A 16,379-nucleotide genomic window follows, 5' to 3' on the forward strand; every position below is an offset into this window, starting at 1 on the left:
CGACATTATGCTTCGGGTTTAAATAGGTTAATACCGATGATGCCGTTCAGTAATATTTTGGAATTAAAAGGAAGATCAACCCATTGCGGCGCGTTTACATCGCTGCGGGGTACTTCCTGTTCGTTGATCAGTGTAAGCTCACCGAACGAGGCCAGGTAAAATTTACCATCGGCCTTGTTAAGCCTGATGCGCAGGTGCGGGGTGTTCACCCAATCGCTTGGTACTTTAAATATGGCGCGTTCTTCCCGACTTTCGTCGTTGCCCGATACCACAATATCGTCATCCATTACCAGGTACTCTACCTTGCGGCCCACAAACTGCTTATCGGGCATAATGGTATCCAGACGGGCCAGTATCTTATCACCAGGCCGGTCAAGCTCTTTTTCTTTATGGTTCAGATCGTAAGCGTAGGGTAGTTCATAATAACCTTCGCTGTAATAGGTAAAGCCCTTGAGTATATCGTTGCTGATATCCAATGTTTGGGCCACACCAGTATGGCGGGGGATGAAAGTTACCCGCAAATTCTCTTCCTTTTTATCGCTACCGGGTAAAAGCTTACCAATAAATCCTTTATCGCCCTTGGCATAATCAGGATGCGAAACCAACCGGAATACCCATTTGGAACTGGATGGCTCCACTTTTTTGCCAACTTCCTGGTATTCACGCAACAACTCATAGAATTTTTTTACCGACTCGTTAACGATGATACCAAAAAGTCCGGAGCGGTTATTGATAAACTCCTGGTAGTCTTCCTCGTTAAAACTGATGATAAACTCGTGATAAAATACCACTCTATCGGCAAAGGAAAGCTGGCCGATAGATTCTTTAAATTTTTCGATAATGTACAAATAAACATCATCGGGAGTAAGTGCTTTTATCGTTGCGGCTTCGGCATTGGCTGGTTTGCCGTTTGGCAAAAACCAATCCTGCAGCCCTATCTTTTGCCAGAATGTTGATTTTGATTCCATTCTTTATGTTTAATTCTAAACTCTAATCTCTAAATCCTAATACCTAAGTTCTAATTTCTGAACTCTAAAACCTAAATTCTAAATTGCCCGGCATTTTTACTCACTACTCCACTACTCCACTACTCCACTACTCACTACTCACTACTAAAAATTCAAATTGGAGGTATCCTTGGTTTTGGCGCTATCGCGATAAAACTGGGGTTCCTGTGTATTTGTTTTTTTATATTTCATCCCTTTGAGTATAGAGTCGGTCTGCGAATCAACTTCGGGTGGTATACCCGATTCGTCATTGGTTGGGGTGGTATCCTGCTGTGGCTTTTCTTGTTCCTTTTTTTGAGGAAGGACAACATTTTTAGTAGAGTCTACAGGCTTTTTTGATGATTTAAACAAACGGTTGTAAACACCATGATATATCCTGTCGCCATATTTGCTTAACACCACTGCCGAAAACACGGTAAATCCGCAAAGCATCAGCATAAAAAACACAAAAATCGGTTTCGACATGCGTACCTGCTTCCCGTCATCCACAGGTTTATCAATCCCGTCTGTGACCACCGGCTGAAGCGCTTTATTATTTTCGGCTTCCTGGTAATATAAAAGCAAGCCTTGCAAACGCTCATTCTCTTTAAGCAATACCGATGAGTTCCAGGTATCATCAACCTGGTTATTGCTTACTGCCGATATACTGCTGTGCATCAGGGTTTCCTGCAGTTCAATACCATCAGCAAACCTATCGTCCGGGTCTTTTTTAAGGCATTTGGCCATTATTTGCAGCAACCAGGCCGGTACCAGCATTTCATGCTCTTTTTTCTGATCGGCCCAGCTTTCGGGCAGATTGTTTTTGCGCAACTCCATCACATCGGGCACCGGCGATTCCATATGGGCCAGCATCACGGCGTTACGCGCGGTTTCGCCATTGTCACGTAGTGGGAACGGCACCTGGCCTGCTATCAACTCATACAAAATAACGCCGTAGCTGTACACATCGGTCTGAAAATACATCAGGCCCTCATTTTGTTCGGGCGCCATAAATTCTATAGCCCCGGCATGACGGATACTGGTACGACGCTGATCATCAGACATCGCCGAAAGACCAAAATCCAACAACACATAATTGCCCGTGTGGATATTGAACTTGACATTATTGCTCTTGATATCGCCATGCTTTACCGAAACTTTATGACAGTGCGACAGTGCGTTGGCCAATTGATCTGCCAGTTTAATGATCTCTTTGATGGTGAAGATGGGTTCGTGTGGTGGTTTCAGCAGATCCTCCAGATCGGGGCCATCAATAAATTCCATTTCAATAAACGGGAACGAACCGCTTTCTGTAATGCCCGAATTCAGGATCTTAACTACGTTGGGATTAGGTTCTTCGTTTACCTTTTTTAATTTTTCAACCTCGTTTTGAAAATTACGAAAATTCTTATCGTCGGTGCTTTCGGTATGGATAGGGGTTGGTAACAGCTTTACAGCGGTAATGATAGGGCCGTAACGTCTGCCTTTGTAAACTGAGCCCTGGCCGCCCGTTCGTAAAGCACCCATATTTTCCAAGCCCTCGGTTATTGTAAATACTTTGCTCATGGAGTAATTGTCCTCGCGGTGCTTTCTGTGTAAAATAATTGCATATCAAACAGTATATTATTTCAACATAACGCACGCATTAGTGTTTGGTATAAAATTAGGAAAAAAAATATGGATGACTGTCTGAATCAGAATTTACAGAATTTTAGAATTAACAAAATGCTTATGTAGATTCTGAAAATTCTAAAATTCTGTAAACGGCGAAGCCCTCAACGAAGTTAATTCTGATTCATACATCTACTTCACTATCAGTTCATCCACCATCAGCCAGGCCTTGGCGCCGGCAATGTATTCGCCGGGTGGGATAATACCTTTGTTGGTGCCTTTTACCCGGATGTACCGGGCTTGCGTGGCTTTTATATTGGCCCTTACGGCATTGATTCCGTTATCATTAAAAGTAGTTTGACGATATACTTCGGTATAGTTTTTACCATCTGTTGATGTTTCAAAGGTAAGCAGCGTGGGTTCCCACATTTTTTGCCAGTGATATTTTAAGATATTGATACCCAATTGTGATACCGGCTGAACTTTCCCCAGATCAACCACTGCTTCCAGATCATCGCCGTTAAAACCGTACCATTGCTCGTCGTTGTACAGTTTACTGCCAAAAACGCCATTCACCAGGCCAAACGTATTGCCGGGATTATACCCTCCCTGCGGTTGATTGGTAAGCGTTACGGTTTTACCGATGGCCTTATCCAAGTAAAAATCTTTCTGGTAAACCCGGCCAATTTGTTTAGCACCGCTGAACACCGCCGCCTTTATTTGTCCGGATGTGGTAACAATAAAAGGCTTGTTGTATTTTTTACTTTTTAAGCCGGGGGTGGTACCATTGGTGGTATAATAGATCTGAGCGTTGGGCAAAGTACTGCTCAGCGCAAGTTGTACCTGGTGATCTGCCGATTCTGTTACGCTATCGGTAATTTCATCAAAAGTATCAGCAGCATTGATATTGAGCTGTTTAAGCAGAGAATGTTCGTAACGCAGGTGTTTTAAAAAGTTGGAATAGCTTTTATTTCCTTTCGTTGTCCATCCAATTTCGGATAAAGCCAGTATCCGCGGAAATATCTGGTGCTCGGCCTGTGCAGTGCTGGCCAGGTATTCACTCCAGGCATTGGCTTGTACGCCTTTGATGTATTTAGCCTCATCGTCGCTTAACTCTTTGGTGATGGGCTCGTAATTATAAACTTTACTTAAAGGGGTGTACCCTCCGCCAGCTAAAGGTTCGCTGGGGTATAAGGATTGATAATAATCCAGGTAAACATATTTTTCTGGCGTCATGATGGCATTGTGATGCAGCTTGGCCGCAGCAATGCCGCCCTCCTCGCCTGTCCAGCTCATTACGGTGGCACCGGGTGCCAGGCCGCCTTCCAGGATCTCATCCCAGCCGATGATCTGCCGTCCTTTGCTGTTCAGGTATTTTTCCATCCTGCCGATAAAATAGCTTTGCAACTCGTGCTCATCCTTCAAATGCTCATCCTTGATGCGTTGCTGGCATTTAGGGCAGGTTTTCCATTTGGTTTTAGGGCATTCATCCCCACCGATGTGGATGTATCTGGAAGGAAATAGCGGCAGTACTTCATCCAGCACATTTTGCAAAAAGGTAAAAGTTCGCTCGTTGCCGGCACAATATACATCGTCAAAAATACCCCAGTAGGTAGCCGCTTTGTAGGGGCCGCCGGTACATCCCAGTTCGGAATAGGCAGACAATGCCGCCAGCGCGTGGCCGGGCATTTCAATTTCGGGAATAATAGTGATATGCCTTTGCGTTGCATAAGCAACTACCGCTTTTACTTCCTCCTGTGTATAATAACCGCCATAACGTTTGCCGTCAAAGCGGTGCGGACTATCCCTTTTATGACCAATGATGGTTTCATCGCGATAAGCAGAAATGCTTTGCAGCAAAGGGTACTTTTTAATCTCGATGCGCCATCCTTGATCATCGGTGAGGTGCCAGTGAAAAGTATTGATCTTGTACAAAGCCAGCAGATCAATCCATTTTTTGATAGCATCTACCTTAAAAAAATGTCTGCTCACATCCAGGTGCATTCCCCGGTAGGCAAATCGCGGATGATCTTCGATAGTGCAACCCTGCACGGTTATTTTCCCATTTGATTTATGAAGTAATTGAAGGAGTGATTGCAAGCCATAGAATACGCCAGCCTGATCGTGCCCGGTTATACTGATCTGTTTTGAGGTTACGGATAACTTATACCCCTCCGCTTGCGTAACTGCTACAGAGTCAATACGCAATTGAAGCGCACCCGTATTTTTGCCATTTTTTAAGGTATATCCAGCTAAAGAACGAAAATATTGGTTAAAAAAAATGAGGTTATCTGTGCTGATGCCATCCCCAACACCTATCGCTACATTTGGCGAGAATCTGAATACATCACCAGTTTTTTGAATACGATAAGGTTGCGGTATAATACCCTGCTCTTTAACCTGGGCATGTACTCCACCCATCAATAAACAAAGAAATAGCGTATAACAAATATTTTTAAAAACGGTAGTGCAGGTATTGATCATCGGCGTAGAGTTGTTAAAGCCGAATATAGTTGTTTACCATTAAAAAAAGCACGATACATTAGCTTATTCCTTAATAGGGAAATAAGAATAAATCATTATATTCAATAATTAAAATATTATTTATGCCCTCATATTTTCCTTTCTTAGTATTAGTCACACCATTCCTGATAGTAGTCATTGTACTACTTATCCCTCGTGTTAAATCAAAAATCAGAAAGGAACAGTATTACCCAACATTAGGGCTGATGTGTTTATTCGTATTGGTTTCCACTGCCCTCTCTATATGGGCAATGCACGGATTAAATGAAGCAAAAGATTACAGTTTTAACGGCATAATAGAGCAGGCATACTATGAAAAGCCTAAACAAATACCGCATATAACCATTAAAGGAATAAAGTATGACCTGGGCAGCCTAAATTATCCTGATTATGATACGATTTTAGCCGGAGACAGTGCAATAAAACAAAAGGGAACACTTACATTCAGGTTGATAAAAAAACAATAGACATTGTTTTTCATTCTACTTTTAGTACACTGCCCTACTCTACAAAGCCCCTATCGCTTTCTTATAATTATTAATGGCCCTGATGATAGACTGAACGATCTCGTTTTGTCCTTCGGGTGAGTTCAGATAATCTTCTTCTTCGGGGTTATTAATAAAACCGGTTTCAATGAGTACGGCAGGCATAGCGCTGTGGGCCAGTACCAGTACGCCCTGCTCCTTTACACCATTACTTTCGCGCCCGTTGGTATCTACAAACTCGGTGTTGAGCAGATCGCCAAAGAGGATACTTTGTTTGCGGTATTTTTGGATGTAAGCATTGAGGATGATGAGATTGGAAGGATCGCTTTCATCATAGCTCTCGTAATTTTGCTTGTAATCTTTTTCGATAAATATGGAAGAGTTTTCGCGTACGGCTTCTTCCTGCTCCTTTAACCGGTGAAAACCATAAACCAGCAACAATACACCTTTCCGCTTATGCGCGATAGCCGCGTTACCTTCGGGCGAGGAATTACAGTGTATAGAGATAAACAGGTTACCATGATTCTGATTAGCTATGGCCGATCGCTGGTTAAGTGGTATAAAAGTATCATCGGTGCGAGTCATGATAGCCTTAACACTGGTGATCTGCGAATCGATAGCTGCTTTTAATCTTTTGGCGATGGCCAGAGTTACCGTTTTCTCGTTAGAGTATGATCCACGCGCGCCGGGATCTTTACCGCCGTGACCGGCATCAATAATAATGGTTTTGAATTTGAAGGTAGATGCAACAGGTATAGTATCCCTGCCGGGGGTAAATGAGCAAAGACTAAGAAATAAAAATAGAAGTCCGCAGTTTACAATTAGGTAAAAAAACTTTTTATTCCCGATCATTTTTTGGCGGCTTTTTTACTGCATTTTGGGCATAGGCCAGTAGCATACAACGTAAAACCAGTGGGTTCAAATCCTGCGGGAAGTTTTATTGGCGGCAGATGCAGGTCGTCTAAACAATAAACATTTTTGCAATTGGTACAGTTAAAATGCAAATGTTCATCATGATGGTGACCTTCATCGCAGTTGGAGCTGCACAGCGCGTAATTGGCTGTACCGTTTAAATCAAATACCTTATGGATAATGCCTTTTTCTTCAAAAGCATTGAGGATGCGGTAAAGCGTAACCCGGTCAATATCGCTCATCACGCTTTCCAGATCGGGCTGGGAAGTGGCCGCACTTCTTGACGACATCATGGATAAAACCCTGAGCCTTGGGGCGGTTTTTTTTAAATGATGCTTGTTCAGCAAGTCTTCAAAATGAAAATTATTGCGGGTTTGTGTCATTTAACTGGGGAATAATATAAAAGCCTACAAATTTAACAAGAATAACTAAGGGTTTAAAATATGGTTTTGTTAAAAGGCTAATATCAACTATTCATTGCCCTTCCACCTCCTTTCCGGCTATTTATGGCTGCAGGCCCCTGTATATTTGTAATTTACAAAATGCGCGGCAGCAATCAGCAAACCACCAGCAGGCACCATGATTACTTCAAGCCAACCTGTAGTAAACGCATGTCCCAACAAAATAACAGCAAAACCGGCTATCAACAAAAAAAGGGGAGCGGGCCGTTTGTGTACGCGCAAATAAGCCCCGCCAATGGAATAGGTACCGATGATTAGTGCCAGCAAGATCATCCCCCACTCTACCCAGGCATTGGCCAAAAAACCCAGACCAATTAGCGGTAAACTGGTAAATAACACGGGCACAACCGCACAATGTACAGCGCACAACGTTGATGCTGTTATCCCGATATGATCAAGCCGTGAAGTATTTTTTGGAACATCCATGCGCAAAGATAAATTAAAACGCAACATCATTGCATCAAATTAATTTCATATTTTTGTCTGATTTATTTTAACTTTTTGGTAACAACTTCTTAATATTGAAGTCAATAAACTATTTAAGCATACCATATTTATATATAAACTGTGCCCAATACCGCTATTTATAAGCTAAAACAGAACTGGTTAACCGCGTACGATACCAGTTTAAAGCGTGTTAAATTATTTGTTGGCTCCATACTTATTGTGGCCATTATTAATATTATGCCGGGCTTTTTCAGAGGAATTGAAAACCGCAACGGCACCGTACTTAATGATTGGGTGCTGGCGCATTTACCTGCTTATGATGTATCGGTACCTATTTTTGCCCTTATTTGGGGTATGGGAATCCTGATGGCTGTAAGGGCTTTTTATAAACCCGCTGTTTGTACTACTTATATCTGGACGCTGATTTTTGTTTGTATAGCGCGTTTCATATCACTCACGCTGGTCAAACTCGACCCACCTGCGGGGCTCGTTCCCCTGGTTGATCCGCTCACGAGTTATTTTTATGGTCATGCGGCTATCACCAAAGATCTTTTCTTTTCGGGGCATACCTCAACTATGGTACTTATCTATCTTCACCTGGATAAAAAACGGGATAAAGCTATCGCGCTTATTGCCGCGCTTGTAGTGATGGCACTCCTGCTTGTACAGCACATTCATTATACACTGGATGTACTGGCCGCCCCTGTTATTGTTTACTGTTGTTACCGGTTTGCCAAGGCTTTTAGCCTGTAATATATAAGCAACACAGCTCATTCGTAGACATTTATTTTTTCTTTTTTAAATGCAACATAATTGCATTTAAAAATTATCTCTTATGTTTGTATAAAATAATTACAGATGGAAAAGAGATTACCTGTAACCGTACTCAGCGGCTTTTTGGGCAGCGGCAAAACAACCTTGTTAAACCATATACTGCATAACAAGCAAAATTTGAAGGTAGCGGTTATTGTGAACGACATGAGTGAGGTAAATATTGACGCTCAACTGGTAGCCAATCAAAAAACGTTGTCGCGCACCGAAGAAAAACTGGTAGAAATGAGCAATGGCTGTATTTGCTGTACCCTGCGCGAGGATCTGATGATTGAGGTGGAAAAACTGGCCAAAGAAGGTCGTTTTGATTATTTGTTGATAGAAAGTACAGGAATTTCCGAACCTATACCCATCGCCCAGACATTTAATTTTGCAGATGAAGATGCAGGTATCGACCTGAGCAGGTTTGCGAAACTGGATACCATGGTTACCGTGGTGGATTGCTTTAACTTTTATAAGGATTTTGGGAGCTCGGAATTATTGCTGAACCGCGACCTCGTGGATGACCCCAACGACCGTCGCACCATAGTTAACCTGCTTACCGACCAGATTGAATTTGCCGATGTGATACTACTCAACAAAACCGACCTGGTATCGCTCAAAGAAGTAAAGATATTAGAAGCAGTGATCACTAAATTAAATCCCGGCGCTAAAATATTACACACCCAATTTGGTAAGATCGACCCTAAGGAGATATTAAACACCGGGCTATTTGATTTCGACCAAGCTTCCCAGTCTGCCGGGTGGATCAAAGAACTGAATGGCGAACACACGCCAGAAACCGAGGAATATGGCATCAGCTCAACCGTTTTCCGGTCAAAGAAGCCCTTCCATCCCGAAAGATTTTACCATTACCTGCATCACGATTTTCCGCAGAACATTATCCGTTCCAAGGGTTTGTTCTGGATAGCTTCTGCCCCGGATGATGCCCTGAATTTTTCGCAGGCAGGTGGATCATCACGCCTGGAAAATGCGGGTGTTTGGTGGGCCAGCATGCCCTATCAGCAACGCGTTAAATTCCATGATTTTGTAGAGAATAAAGAAATGATCGAAAAAAACTGGTCGAAAGAATTTGGCGACCGCCACAACGAGCTGGTTTTTATTGGCGAGCACTTGAATAAGGAAGAATTAACCAGAGAGCTCAACAGTTGCCTCATCACCGATGCCGAGTTCCTGGATCTGATAGCGGGAAAAGCCTTCGCCGATCCATTTAATAATCATTCATAGCAGCCCCCTTTTTAAATATCTAATTCATGCAGTCGGTGCATCGAATCCATGAGGTCGCGGTACAGCTTTTTAAATATTGGAAACAATTTGCTGTACCGCTCATGGTTTTGCGCATTGGGCTCAATAACCGTTTGGTTATCAACATGTGTAAGCTGATCATAACTTTCGGGATGCAGCACCTGCGCAGCCAGGTAAATGGCTCCAACCGCCGACGCGTCTTCGGGCTGCAGCACTACCAACCTTTTCCCGGTAATATCTGCCAGGATCTGCGTCCAGGTAGCAGAACTTACAAAACCGCCGCTAATGTTCACCTGAGTAATATTTACCGAGGCATCCTCTACGGTTTTCAATACATCATACAAAGCAAAACAAACCCCTTCCAGTGCCGCCCTTAAAAAATGGGCCCGGGTGTGGGCCGGTTTTATATTCAAAAACCCGCCGCTGGTTTGAGTATCCCAAAGCGGGGCACGCTCGCCGTATAAATAAGGCAAAAAGATGAGTCCGTCACTTGCTGCTGGGATGGTATCGATGGTCGCGAATAATTCGTCATAATCTGCCGGTGTCAGTTTTTCCTTTTGCAAGAAATTTTGCAGTAGCCAGTTTATAGCGATACCTCCGTTGTTTACCGCACCACCGCATACAAAAGTATCCTGGTTAACCAGGTAATTGAAAGTCATCCCATCAAAATTGTATACCGGTTTGGGACTGGTGATACGCACCGCTCCGCTGGTACCAATAGTAAGCGCCGCAATACCCGGCCCGGTAGTATGGCTGCCCAGATTGGCGCAGCAACCATCACTCGCGCCGATCACAAAATGAGTTTGTTGCGAGATATTCAGCAAGGCGGCTGTATCCGGGTTAAGGTTATTACGGTGATAAGTGGTGTTTCTGGGGATTGATAATTTGGCAGCAGAAATACCGGCCAGCTTACAGGCTTCTACACTCCAATCCAGCTTCAAGATATCAAACAAGCCGGTAGCCGAGGCAATGGAATAATCGATCTCAAAACTTCCAAACAGTTTAAACCAGATAAACTCCTTGATCGATATAAATTGAGCTGCCTGTATAAACAGCTCGGGCTTATTGGTACGCAGCCAGATGAGCTTACACAAGGGCGACATGGCATGTATTGGTGTACCCGTAATGCGATATATTTCTGCACCCTGCACTGAATGTCTTAGCTCCTGCGCGATATCCTCGCTCCGCGCATCGGCCCAGGTGATCATCGGCAACAGCGGCGTTCCTGTTTCATCTACCAGTATAATACTGTGCATGGCGCTGCTAAAACTCACGGTAACCGGTGCATAGCCCACCCGCGCGGTGATATCCTGCATACATTTTACAAAGGCATGCCATATCAACAGCGGATCCTGCTCACTGTAACCCGGCTCCGGATTGTTGATAGGGTAATGATTTTGAACCACCCCCAATGCCTCGCCAGTCAGGGTGAGGGCCACAGCTTTGGTGCTACCCGTGCCTATATCGATACCTAAAATATATGGTTTCATATGTGTGCCTAATTTAGGATAAAAACACAAGGGACGAAAGGATAAAAGACAAACAGATTCCTACTTACGTTCCTATATTGGGAAGCTCAAATGCTAAAAAGTGGGTTTACACAATTCAGGCGATTTATCATTAAAAATCAATTCAAATTACTCATTATCAATAATATAATGCAATGTAAACCATAAAAAAATGTAAACCATGTAAACCCACTTTTTAACAGAAATAGTCCCCATAGCATGAAGTATAGTTTACTGACCCGATCATCGCTACGCTCGATCATGCTCTCTTCGCCTGCGGCGGAAAGAGGGGATTTAAAAATTAAAAGAATTGTCATCCTGAGGAACGAAGGATCTGTTATTGAATATGCTAGGAGCAGAATAGATGCTTCACTCCGTTCAGCATGACAAATGTTTTCTTTACCCTCTTTCCGCCGCAGGCGAAGAGAGGGTCGCCCAGCAAAGCGCAGGCGGGGTGAGTCGATATTCATCCTTATACTCCCTCTCCTTTGGAGAGGGTTGGCTGAGGTTTCCATGACAGTACATGACAGTTTCGGCCTATTTATTCCCTAAATTAGCTTTACCAATATAACCTGATAGTGTATGCAAATAATCTTTGGAGTCTTTTTCCATTTTGTCGGTGGCTTTGCCTCGGGGAGCTTTTATATCCCTTATAAAAAAATTAAGGGCTGGGCCTGGGAAAGCTACTGGATAGTGGGCGGCATTTTTTCCTGGTTTATTGTACCGCCGCTGGCCGCATGGTTAACCATTCCGGGTTTTGCAGATATCATTAGCCATACCGAAGGTTCCGTTATCGGCTGGACATACCTCATGGGTTTACTCTGGGGAATTGGCGGACTCACCTATGGCCTTGGGGTGCGGTACCTGGGCGTATCGCTGGGTAGTACAATTATCCTGGGACTTTGCTCTGTTTTTGGGGCTTTGATACCATCGATTTATTATGATATTTTCCCAAAAGCAGGTAAGGATACTTTTAGCCTGATGTTGCATACTTCCTGGGGGCAAATGGTGCTGCTGGGTATTCTGCTATGCGTTGCTGGCATTGTGATATGCGGCAAAGCGGGTATGATGAAGGAAAAAGAATTATCGGCCAATGGGGCAATAGCACAAGAAAATAAAGACTATCGCTTTGGTCTGGGCATACTGGTGGCTATTGTATCGGGCGTACTAAGCGCTTGCTTTAATTTTGGTATAGAAGCCGGCAAAAGCATGGCCGATACCGCCAATCAACTGTGGCAAGCAGCTCATCCGGCGCAGTGTAATTTTCTGTTCCAGAACAACGTTACCTATATTATTATACTTTGGGGAGGCTTAACTACCAACTTTATATGGTGCATGATATTAAATGCCCGCAATAAAACTTTTGGTAATTACACCGATAAAAAAACGCCACTGCTTAAAAACTACCTGTTCGCGGCGCTGGCCGGCACCACCTGGTTTTTGCAGTTCTTTTTTTACGGCATGGGCGAAAGCAAAATGGGTAATGGCGCCAGCTCCTGGATACTGCACATGGCCTTCATTATTCTGATAGCCAATATGTGGGGACTGATATTAAAAGAATGGAAAGGCGTAAGTAAAAGAGCTTTCGCCACCGTAATAACCGGTATAGCGGTCATAATACTATCGGTACTGGTAGTAGGCTATGGTAATTCACTCAAGTAAAAAAATCATAAAAACATTCAGTAATTCAAATCACTAATTCACCAACTCAATAATTCAATAATTAAAAATATATGTCTATCAGAACAACACCATTCAAACATGTAAGCTATCTGTGGGATGATGCCGAAGCCGCCAAACTGGAAGGTGATGAAGTTGCCCTGTTAATATACCGCTCAAACCTGTTAGGCGCCGATCTGCGCCTCACCAATTATGGCGGAGGCAATACCTCATGCAAGGTGTTGTCGAAAGACCCGCTCACCGGCAGCGAAGTTGAGGTCATGTGGATCAAAGGCTCTGGAGGCGACATCGGCACACTCAAAAAGAGCGGATTGGCAGCATTATATGTCGATCGCCTGCGCAGCCTCAAAAACGTTTACCGGGGTGTGGCCTATGAGGACGAAATGGTAGAACTTTTTAACCATTGCATATATGACCTGGCTTCTAAAGCGCCATCTATAGATACCCCCCTGCATGGTTTTTTACCCTTTAAACATATCGACCACCTGCACCCCGACGCGGCCATCGCTATCGCCGCGGCTAAGGATGGTAAAAAAATAACCCGGGAGCTGTTTGACGGCACCATTGGCTGGGTGGAGTGGAAAAAACCAGGTTTTGAGCTTGGCCTGCAACTCAAACAATGTCTTGACGAAAATCCAGGCATCAGGGGTATTATGCTGGGTTCGCACGGATTGTTTACCTGGGGCGATACCGCTTTTGAAAGCTATGTAAACACCTTGGAAGTTATAGAACGCTGTGCCGAATACCTGGAAGAAAACTATGGTAAAAAAGCCCCCGTATTTGGCGGGCAAAAGATTCAAAGTCTCGACGAAGTTAGACGTAAAAAACAAGCAGCTGAAATTGCTCCTATCCTTCGGGGTTTTTGCTCGAGCGAAAAACATATGATAGGTCATTTTACCGATGATGCCCGTGTGCTGGAATTTATCAATTCCAATGATCTTGATCGTTTGGCGCCTTTAGGAACCAGTTGCCCGGATCACTTTTTGCGCACCAAGATCAGTCCGCTGGTATTGGATCTGCAACCTAACGAGGACTTGAGCAATGTAAAAGCATTACAGGAACGTCTTGCACCGGCGTTTGCCGCTTATCGCCAGATGTATACCGACTATTACAATACCTGCAAACATGATAACAGTCCGGCCATCAGGGATGCTAACCCGGTGATCATCCTGTACCCGGGCGTTGGTCTATTCTCGTTCTCTAAAGACAAACAAACCGCACGCGTTGCAGCTGAGTTTTATACCAATGCCATCAACGTGATGAAGGGCGCCGAAGCTATATCTGAGTATACCTCATTGCCCCGTCAGGAGGCTTTTGACATTGAGTACTGGTTGCTGGAAGAAGCCAAATTACAGCGGATGCCAAAACCAAAGGCGTTGTCTGGTAAAATTGCCCTGATCACGGGCAGCGCCGGTGGCATAGGCAAAGCCATCGCCAAAAAATTTGTGGATGAGGGTGCTGTAGTGATCCTCAATGACATGAATACAGAACGGCTTGAAGCTGCCGCTGAAGAGTTTAAAAAACAATACGGTAAAGACTCCTACACTACCGCTGTACTGAATGTGACCAAAGCCGAACAGATCAACGCCGCCTTAGAAACCGCGGCCCTGGCTTTCGGTGGAGTTGATATTGTGGTGAATAACGCAGGTTTGTCCATATCTAAATCCATTGCCGACCATACCGAGCAAGATTGGGATCTATTGTATGATGTACTGGTAAAAGGCCAGTTTTTTATAACCCAGGCCGCAGTTGCCGTGATGCAAAAACAAGATATTGGCGGTGATGTTATCAATATAGTAAGCAAAAATGCCCTGGTAAGCGGACCTAATAACGCGGGCTATGGCTCGGCTAAGGCCGCACAATTGCATCTGAGCAGATTGAATGCTGCCGAGCTGGGCGCTGATGGCATCCGGGTAAACGTAGTAAACCCCGACGCGGTGATCAGCGACAGTAATATATGGGCCGGCGGATGGGCCGAAGGCAGGGCTAAAGCTTATGGCATTACTGTGGAAGAGTTACCCGCATATTATGCCAAACGTACACTGCTAAACCAGATTATATTACCTGCCGATATTGCCGATGCCTGCTTCGCCTTTACCGGTGGCCTGCTCAGCAAATCAACAGGCAATGTTTTGAATGTAGATGGCGGCGTAGCCATGGCTTTTGTAAGGTAATTTTTGGAGCAAGGATTTGAAGATAAAGGATTTAGGGACAAAAAAAGCACATTAGAACCCACCGTGTCATTGCGAGCGAAGCGTGGCAATAAGCCCCCTCTAAATCTCCCCCGAAAGGGGAGACTTTTAGAAAGTATTTCAAAGCCCTCCCTTCCGGGGAGGGTTGGGTGGGGCTCATTACTTCGTCCTTCCTCCTCGCAATGACATGGTTTTAGTAATATATCATCATAAACCAATAACCATGCAATTAGAGAAGAGCATTATTGACGAAGCTAACCACAAACAACAAGCTGCGCACCAGCGTAAGTTTGATTTTGTGGCCGCCGATATAAAGGGACTGGATATCATCCTCCAAAAACTGACCGATTTTCAGGTGGCTATACCCAGTTGGGCATTAGGTACGGGGGGTACGCGCTTCGGTCGTTTCTCGGGCGGTGGCGAACCGCGCAGCCTGGAAGAAAAGATAGAGGATGTGGGTTTGATCCATGCCTTAAACAAAAGCAGCAACTCCATTTCCCTGCATATTCCCTGGGATATTCCTGATAATGCCGCTTCCATCAAAGCATTAGCCGCCCAGCATAGTTTACATTTCGACGCGGTAAACTCTAATACCTTTCAGGATCAGCCATCACAGCAGCATAGCTATAAACACGGCTCCTTGCACCATGTAGATAAAGCGGTGCGCAAACAGGCCGTTGAGCACAATATTGAGGTGATCAATTATGGCGTCGAACTGAATTCTAAGGCACTGTCTCTCTGGCTATCCGACGGATCAAACTTCCCGGGTCAACTCAACATGCGCGGTGCTTTTGAACGTACATTGGAGAGCCTTCAGGAAATTTATGCCGCACTGCCTGCCGACTGGAAGATCTGGATAGAATACAAGCCCTATGAGCCTAATTTTTACTCTACCACCATTGGTGATTGGGGGCAATCTTATTTACTGGCCTCCAAATTGGGCAACAAGGCGCAGACCCTGGTTGATCTGGGTCACCACTTACAAGGAGCCAATATCGAACAAATAGTTTCCCTTTTACTGATGGAAGACAAACTGGCCGGTTTCCATTTCAATGATTCCAAGTATGGCGATGATGACCTTACCGTGGGTAGCATTAATCCTTACCAATTGTTCCTGATATTTAATGAACTGGTAGAAGGTATGGACGCCCGCGGCATGAACCATGCTACCGGTATTGGCTGGATGATAGATGCATCCCACAACATCAAAGACCCTGTGGAGGATTTGCTGCAATCGGTAGAAGCCATCAAAATAGCCTATACGCAGGCATTGTTAGTTGATCAGCAGGCATTGAAGCATGCCCAGCTACAAAATGATGTAGTATTGGCGCAGGAAATTTTACAGCATGCTTACCGTACTGATGTACGTCCGCTACTTGCCGAATCGCGCTTGAGGACTGGTGGAGCGCTACAACCTTTGGAGCTATACCGCCAACAAGCGGTACGCCAGCAATTGATCAATGAACGGGGCGCATTAGCCGTATCTACAGGTTTATAA

13 protein-coding genes are annotated in these 16,379 nt (G+C 44.4%); 6 read left to right on the top strand and 7 right to left on the bottom strand.

Features of this window, described 5'->3' with window-relative positions:
* Nucleotides 1–5 precede the first annotated feature (5 nt).
* From FHW89_RS08535 to FHW89_RS08545, 3 genes are all read right to left on the bottom strand, one after another.
* Complete coding sequence (locus FHW89_RS08535; RefSeq protein ID WP_172334610.1) at nt 6–968, bottom strand: hypothetical protein; 963 nt, start codon at nt 966–968, stop codon at nt 6–8.
* Between the two features lie 144 nt (nt 969–1,112).
* Entirely contained in the window at nt 1,113–2,552 is a 1,440-nt protein-coding gene (locus FHW89_RS08540) for a serine/threonine-protein kinase (protein WP_172334611.1), read from the bottom strand.
* A 237-nt stretch (nt 2,553–2,789) separates the two neighbouring features.
* Nucleotides 2,790–5,081, bottom strand: coding sequence for a glycoside hydrolase family 20 protein (locus FHW89_RS08545; protein ID WP_172334612.1), 2,292 nt, complete (start codon nt 5,079–5,081; stop codon nt 2,790–2,792).
* Nucleotides 5,082–5,203: 122 nt separating this feature from the next.
* On the opposite strand from FHW89_RS08545, the gene FHW89_RS08550 reads away from it, so the two are divergent.
* Nucleotides 5,204–5,587: a hypothetical protein gene (locus tag FHW89_RS08550; RefSeq protein WP_172334613.1), complete on the top strand. Its 384-nt coding sequence runs from the start codon at nt 5,204–5,206 to the stop codon at nt 5,585–5,587.
* A gap of 39 nt (nt 5,588–5,626) precedes the next feature.
* Here FHW89_RS08550 and FHW89_RS08555 read toward each other — a convergent pair whose 3' ends face one another.
* The 3 genes from FHW89_RS08555 to FHW89_RS08565 form a co-directional block, all read right to left on the bottom strand.
* On the bottom strand, nt 5,627–6,457 hold the full coding sequence (locus FHW89_RS08555; RefSeq protein WP_172334614.1) for an N-acetylmuramoyl-L-alanine amidase: 831 nt from the start codon (nt 6,455–6,457) through the stop codon (nt 5,627–5,629).
* Nucleotides 6,454–6,900, bottom strand: a complete 447-nt coding sequence (locus FHW89_RS08560; protein WP_172334615.1) for a Fur family transcriptional regulator — start codon at nt 6,898–6,900, stop codon at nt 6,454–6,456. Before FHW89_RS08560 ends, FHW89_RS08555 begins: the two co-directional genes overlap by 4 nt.
* Nucleotides 6,901–7,017: 117 nt before the next feature.
* Entirely contained in the window at nt 7,018–7,404 is a 387-nt protein-coding gene (locus tag FHW89_RS08565; RefSeq protein ID WP_172334616.1) for a MerC domain-containing protein, read from the bottom strand.
* Between the two features lie 141 nt (nt 7,405–7,545).
* Here FHW89_RS08565 and FHW89_RS29120 point away from each other — a divergent pair, with 141 nt between their 5' ends.
* Both FHW89_RS29120 and FHW89_RS08575 read left to right on the top strand, forming a co-directional pair.
* Nucleotides 7,546–8,178 (top strand): phosphatase PAP2-related protein, encoded by a 633-nt coding sequence (locus tag FHW89_RS29120; RefSeq protein WP_172334617.1) that lies wholly within the window; start codon nt 7,546–7,548, stop codon nt 8,176–8,178.
* Between the two features lie 105 nt (nt 8,179–8,283).
* Nucleotides 8,284–9,483, top strand: coding sequence for a GTP-binding protein (locus tag FHW89_RS08575; RefSeq protein WP_172334618.1), 1,200 nt, complete (start codon nt 8,284–8,286; stop codon nt 9,481–9,483).
* An 11-nt stretch (nt 9,484–9,494) separates the two neighbouring features.
* Here the strand turns inward: FHW89_RS08575 and FHW89_RS08580 are convergent, their stop codons facing one another.
* Nucleotides 9,495–10,991 carry a gluconokinase gene (locus tag FHW89_RS08580; protein WP_172334619.1) on the bottom strand — a complete coding sequence of 499 codons (1,497 nt, stop codon included), beginning with the start codon at nt 10,989–10,991 and terminating at the stop codon, nt 9,495–9,497.
* A 600-nt stretch (nt 10,992–11,591) separates the two neighbouring features.
* Between FHW89_RS08580 and rhaT the strand changes: the two genes are divergently transcribed.
* From rhaT to FHW89_RS08595, 3 genes are all read left to right on the top strand, one after another.
* Entirely contained in the window at nt 11,592–12,671 is a 1,080-nt protein-coding gene (rhaT, locus tag FHW89_RS08585; protein ID WP_172334620.1) for an L-rhamnose/proton symporter RhaT, read from the top strand.
* A 71-nt stretch (nt 12,672–12,742) separates the two neighbouring features.
* Entirely contained in the window at nt 12,743–14,863 is a 2,121-nt protein-coding gene (locus tag FHW89_RS08590) for a bifunctional aldolase/short-chain dehydrogenase (RefSeq protein ID WP_172334621.1), read from the top strand.
* Between the two features lie 241 nt (nt 14,864–15,104).
* On the top strand, nt 15,105–16,379 hold the full coding sequence (locus FHW89_RS08595; protein ID WP_172334622.1) for a TIM barrel protein: 1,275 nt from the start codon (nt 15,105–15,107) through the stop codon (nt 16,377–16,379).

The organism is Mucilaginibacter sp. SG564 (assembly GCF_013149275.1).
Classification (GTDB): domain Bacteria; phylum Bacteroidota; class Bacteroidia; order Sphingobacteriales; family Sphingobacteriaceae; genus Mucilaginibacter.

Coding starts and splice junctions, on each gene's coding strand:
- FHW89_RS08575 (WP_172334618.1), top strand. CDS start 8,284: ATGGAAAAGAGATTACCTGTAACCGTACTCAGCGGCTTTTTGGGCAGC.
- FHW89_RS08595 (WP_172334622.1), top strand. CDS start 15,105: ATGCAATTAGAGAAGAGCATTATTGACGAAGCTAACCACAAACAACAA.
- FHW89_RS08565 (WP_172334616.1), bottom strand. CDS start 7,404: ATGGATGTTCCAAAAAATACTTCACGGCTTGATCATATCGGGATAACA.
- FHW89_RS08555 (WP_172334614.1), bottom strand. CDS start 6,457: ATGATCGGGAATAAAAAGTTTTTTTACCTAATTGTAAACTGCGGACTT.
- FHW89_RS08550 (WP_172334613.1), top strand. CDS start 5,204: ATGCCCTCATATTTTCCTTTCTTAGTATTAGTCACACCATTCCTGATA.
- FHW89_RS08560 (WP_172334615.1), bottom strand. CDS start 6,900: ATGACACAAACCCGCAATAATTTTCATTTTGAAGACTTGCTGAACAAG.
- FHW89_RS08545 (WP_172334612.1), bottom strand. CDS start 5,081: ATGATCAATACCTGCACTACCGTTTTTAAAAATATTTGTTATACGCTA.
- rhaT (WP_172334620.1), top strand. CDS start 11,592: ATGCAAATAATCTTTGGAGTCTTTTTCCATTTTGTCGGTGGCTTTGCC.
- FHW89_RS08535 (WP_172334610.1), bottom strand. CDS start 968: ATGGAATCAAAATCAACATTCTGGCAAAAGATAGGGCTGCAGGATTGG.
- FHW89_RS08540 (WP_172334611.1), bottom strand. CDS start 2,552: ATGAGCAAAGTATTTACAATAACCGAGGGCTTGGAAAATATGGGTGCT.
- FHW89_RS08580 (WP_172334619.1), bottom strand. CDS start 10,991: ATGAAACCATATATTTTAGGTATCGATATAGGCACGGGTAGCACCAAA.
- FHW89_RS08590 (WP_172334621.1), top strand. CDS start 12,743: ATGTCTATCAGAACAACACCATTCAAACATGTAAGCTATCTGTGGGAT.